This window comes from Planktotalea sp. (assembly GCF_049680325.1).
Lineage (GTDB): Bacteria > Pseudomonadota > Alphaproteobacteria > Rhodobacterales > Rhodobacteraceae > Planktotalea.
In genome coordinates, this window is the sequence record NZ_JBAUHO010000272.1 from 1 (window position 1) to 4,667 (window position 4,667).

At 57.9% G+C, this 4,667-nt stretch carries 6 protein-coding genes; 3 read left to right on the forward strand and 3 right to left on the reverse strand.

All coding sequences use genetic code 11. From position 1 onward, the window contains the following. The 3 genes from WBC85_RS12750 to WBC85_RS12760 all read left to right on the forward strand — a co-directional run. Positions 1 to 406, forward strand: a 406-nt coding sequence (locus WBC85_RS12750; RefSeq protein ID WP_424437730.1) for a peptide chain release factor-like protein, incomplete at its 5' end; no start/stop codon positions are given. Beyond that, entirely contained in the window at positions 403 to 1,248 is an 846-nt protein-coding gene (gene prmC, locus WBC85_RS12755; RefSeq protein WP_424437733.1) for a peptide chain release factor N(5)-glutamine methyltransferase, read from the forward strand. The genes WBC85_RS12750 and prmC, both read left to right, overlap by 4 nt. Before the next feature lie 221 nt (positions 1,249 to 1,469). Beyond that, entirely contained in the window at positions 1,470 to 2,060 is a 591-nt protein-coding gene (locus tag WBC85_RS12760; protein WP_424437736.1) for a DUF4167 domain-containing protein, read from the forward strand. A gap of 122 nt (positions 2,061 to 2,182) precedes the next feature. On the opposite strand, the gene rsmA is transcribed toward WBC85_RS12760, so the two are convergent. The 3 genes from rsmA to WBC85_RS12775 all read right to left on the reverse strand — a co-directional run. Beyond that, positions 2,183 to 3,025, reverse strand: a complete 843-nt coding sequence (rsmA, locus tag WBC85_RS12765; RefSeq protein ID WP_424437739.1) for a 16S rRNA (adenine(1518)-N(6)/adenine(1519)-N(6))-dimethyltransferase RsmA — start codon at positions 3,023 to 3,025, stop codon at positions 2,183 to 2,185. Beyond that, entirely contained in the window at positions 3,022 to 3,984 is a 963-nt protein-coding gene (pdxA, locus tag WBC85_RS12770; protein WP_424437742.1) for a 4-hydroxythreonine-4-phosphate dehydrogenase PdxA, read from the reverse strand. Before pdxA ends, rsmA begins: the two co-directional genes overlap by 4 nt. 1 nt (position 3,985) lies before the next feature. After that, a partial coding sequence (locus WBC85_RS12775) for a peptidylprolyl isomerase (RefSeq protein WP_424437745.1) occupies positions 3,986 to 4,667 on the reverse strand: 682 nt, incomplete at its 5' end.

Below are 4,667 nucleotides of genomic sequence, written 5' to 3' on the forward strand. Positions count from 1 at the left end.
CATTGATACTATGCGTGCCTCGGGCGCGGGTGGTCAGCATGTGAACACCACAGACTCTGCCGTTCGTATCACCCACCTGCCAACGGGTATCATCGTTGTCAGCGCGGAGAAATCCCAGCACCGCAACCGCGAGATTGCGATGCAGGTCCTGCGCACGCGCCTTTATGATGCAGAACGTCAACGTATCGATGACGAGCGTTCGGCGGATCGCAAATCGCAGGTTGGATCAGGTGATCGATCCGAGCGCATTCGCACCTATAACTTCCCGCAAGGGCGTATGACCGATCACCGCATCAACATGACGCTTTATAAGCTGGATCAGGTGATGCAAGGCGATCTGGATGAAATCATTGATGCGCTGACGGCCGACGATCAGGCGGCAAAACTGGCAGAGATGAACGGGTGATCCTACAGGACTTGATGTTAAGCCTGCGCCAGCGCCTTTCGGATGTGCCGAGTGATGATGTGATGCGCGATCTGCGAATCTTGGCCGCGCATGCCTTGGGCATTGAGCCAAGCCGGATGACCCTACATATGCACGACCAGGTGAGCGACGATGTGCGCGCACGGTTAGAGACGTTGGTTCAGGCGCGTGCGCGATGCACACCGATCTCGAAGATCATTCAGAAGCGCCAGTTTTGGGGACGCTCCTTTGCGGTTGATCTGAACGTATTGGACCCGCGCGGGGATACGGAAACCCTGATCGCGGCCTGTTTAGAACTGGGTCCGCAAGCGCGTGTGCTTGATCTGGGCACGGGAAGCGGGGCAATCGGGTTGACGCTGGCGGCGGAATGGCCCGGCGCGAAGGTGGTCTGCACGGATATTTCCGAGCGAGCATTGGCCGTCGCGCGCAGCAATATGAAAGCAATCGAAGTTGAGAAGACGGTCACATTAATCCGTTCGGACTGGTTTGAGACTGTAAGCGGGCAATTTGATCTGATTGTGTCAAACCCGCCCTATATTGCGCTTGAGGAATGGATTGATCTGGACGTTGAAGTGCGCGAATTTGATCCACGCATTGCGTTGACGGACGAGGGCGACGGGCTGGGCGCCTATAGGGTTCTGAGCGCCCAAGCTGGGGCGCACTTGCGCGATGGGGCGCGTCTTATCGTTGAAATCGGTCACCAACAGGGGGCGGCAGTGCAGCAGCTTTTTGAAGAAAACGGCTTTACTGAAATTCAATGTTTGCAGGATATGGCAGGACGGGATCGCGTTGTTTGCGGTATTTGGGCCCAAAAACCGCGGTAGATTAGCATCACGCTGCCTATTTTGTGGTGTTTTCGAAGGATTTCAGGGAATCGGGTTGCAGCATTTGATCTGAGGTGCTTTATGGGCGGTGCTACACAGGTGAACGCGTTTGTTCCTGTTCCCTTTGGCACCAAGCCACAAATAGTGATCTTGATTTTCGCGCGTTACCTTGGCGCAATTCCAAGTTCACAGTGACATTGATATGCTGGATTGAAGGCAAGATGAGATCATCAAAACCACGTTCGCGGAAAAGTAACCGCAATCGCCCGCAACAGTCTGGCGGAAATATTCCTAACCGAGTCTTTGACAGCTCTGGCCCAGAGGGCAAGGTGCGCGGCACGCCGCAGCAAATCATTGATAAATACCAACAACTTGCGCGCGACTCTCAATTGTCGGGCGACCGCGTTGCGACGGAAAACTTTTCCCAGCACGCCGAGCATTATTTGCGTCTTCTCGGGGCTGCTCAGAAAGAGATTGACGAGCGCCGTGAGCAGCAAGAGCGTGAAAACCGCGAACGCCAGGCCGAGCGTGATCGTGAACGCGCCGAGCGTGATGCACAGCGCGAGGCACGCGAAGCGCAGCAGGGCGATGTGCAACAGCAGGCAACAGAAAACGCGCCCAACAACGGCGCTGGCGATCAGCCTGATGTGATTGACGCAAATGCGGACACGGGTCTGGTAGAAACGCCAGAAAGCAAGCCAAGCAAACCGCGCCCACAGCGCAAGCCACGTGCACCGCGAAAGCCTGCGGCTGAAAAAGCTGCGTCAGATGCGCCGATTGATCCGCAGCCTGCACCGGACGCTGCCGAGTAATCTACATTTACCAGATTTGATCTAAAGGTCGGGCGCGTTGCGCCCGGCTTTTTTGTTTGTGGGGCGCTGCCCCGTCCGCCTTTGGCGGACTCCCCGGGATATTTAAAGAGAGAGGAAACCTGTCAGGTTTTCTTGATTTCACGCGCAAGGGCGCAAAAGCCTTCAAGTGGAATTTGTTCGGCGCGATCGGTGGGTTTGAGCCCCGCGGCAATCAGGCGGTCTTCGATATCGGGAGCCGCTGATTTCAACGAGGCGCGCAGCATTTTGCGCCGTTGGTTGAAGGCTGTTGCGACAACGCGTTCGAGGGTTTTGAAATCTGCTGGAAAGCGCGGTTCGGGCAGGGCCGTTAGATGGACCACGGCGCTTGAGACTTTTGGCGGTGGGCTAAAGGCCTCTGGCGGCAGGTTGATGACGATACGGGCATCGCAGCGCCACTGCGCCAGAATGGCGAGGCGACCATAGGCTTTCGAGCCAGGCTCAGCCACGATACGTTGCGCCACTTCACGTTGGAACATCAGCGTCAGGCTTTGCCAATAGGGCGGCCATTGTTTGGGGGTAAGCCAGCGAATAAGAAGCTCTGTCCCCACATTATAGGGCAGGTTTGACGCAACGCGGATCGGAGGGGTGAGATATGCGAGCGGGTCAATCTCAAGTGCGTCGCCCTCGATCACGTCAAGGCGCCCCGGGTAGGCGGCACCGATTTCGGCCAGCGCGGGCAGGCAGCGCGCGTCCTTTTCAATGGCCAGCACTTTGCGCGCGCCTTGCGCCAGCAGGCCACGGGTCAGGCCGCCAGGGCCGGGACCGATTTCAAGCACATCGCATTGGCTAAGATCACCCGCCTGACGCGCGATTTTTGACGTGAGATTGAGATCCAGCAGGAAGTTCTGACCCAGCGATTTGCGCGCGCGCAGATCATGTTTCTCGATGACATCGCGCAGCGCTGGCAGCTGGTCTATGGTGTTCATGTCGAGGTCATCCTTGCAGCCATGCGCAGGGCCTCAATCAGGCTGGACGGGTTGGCAATGCCTTTACCTGCGATATCAAAGGCCGTGCCGTGATCGGGCGAAGTGCGTGTAAAACTAAGTCCAAGCGTGACGTTCACGCCCTTGTCGAAATCCAGCGTTTTGATCGGGATCAATGCTTGATCGTGATACATGCATACCGCTGCATCATAGTGCGCGCGCGCAGCCGGGTGAAACATCGTGTCGGCAGGCAGTGGTCCTGACAGGGTCATCCCCTCTGCGCGCAGCTTGTCGAGTAGGGGCGCGATGAGCTTTAGCTCCTCATACCCCATTTTGCCGCCTTCGCCCGCGTGTGGGTTAAGGCCGGCAACAGCGATACGAGGGGCGGCAATGCCGAACCGCTCTATCAAAGCGTCGTGAGTGATGCGCAACACACTTTCGAGCAGGTCGGGTGTAAGGGCTGTCGCGACATCCTTCAGTGGAATGTGGATCGTCGCGGGCACAACGCGAAGCAGATCGCAGGCAAGCATCATGACAACATCGCGGCCACCATCCAGCGCTGCGAGGAACTCTGTATGCCCCGGATAGGAAAAACCTGCGCCATCTTGCAAGGCTTGTTTGTGGATAGGCGCGGTGCAGATCGCGCGTGCTGCACCCGATTTTACCAGCTCGACGCCCAACGCTATTGCGTCGACAACGCCCTGCGCATTGGCGGCATCTGGTTGGCCTGCATGCGACGGTTGCGCAAAGCGCAGCGGTAGAACGGGCAGGGCTGTCGCTGCAACAGATGCGGCTTGATCCGGCGCTGAAATCGCCTGAAACGGGGTGCCTGTTGGCAAGTGACGCGGATCACCGATCCAAAAGAACGGCAGGTCCGCACGCAGCCTCTGCCATGCTTTCACAGCGATCTCGGGGCCAATGCCGGCAGGTTCACCGCAGCTGAGTGCGATTGGCGCTGACATTCTAGTTCCCGGTGATACGTGCGTCGGCGCGAAGCTGTTCGAGATAGCCAGTGGAATAGGACTCAAGTCGCTGGTTGCGCAGACCCAATGATAGCTGCGCGCGATCGACTTCCTGTTCCAGCTCGGGCGTGCGCGAGCAAAGCATCAGCAGAACAAGAGTTTGCCCATTGGAACGCGTCAGCGTGGTCGAGGTTTCGCCGATATCAAGTTTGGCGAGTTCCATCGCGATATCGGTCGGGATTTCGCTAGGCTTTTTGGCACCGCGTTCCAGAACGCTTGGGTCTTGTCCTTTGGCGATGCCATAAAGATCATCGCAGCGATCGACACGGTTTTGCACCTTGCGCGCCGCTGCCAGCGCCGCTTCGGTGCGGCCACCCGCGATATAATAAGCGGCATATTCAATGGCTGCGTATTTCGGATCAGGCGCGTCGGTTTCCTGAATGTCACGAAGTTGGAACAGGGCAACTGCGTTGGGCAATGGAATTGGCGCGGTCACTTCACCGGGCGCGAGCCCCAGAACCAGCGGGCGCAATTGCGGCGGCAGCTGCGAAATGGGCAACCAGTCCAGACGACCACCGCGACCGCGCGACGGAGAGGCAGAATAACGGCGCGCCTCGTTTGAAAAAGCTGCCGTCGAGGTGATCTGGGCAATGCGCTCGGCTCTTTCCTGCACAGATGCTGCC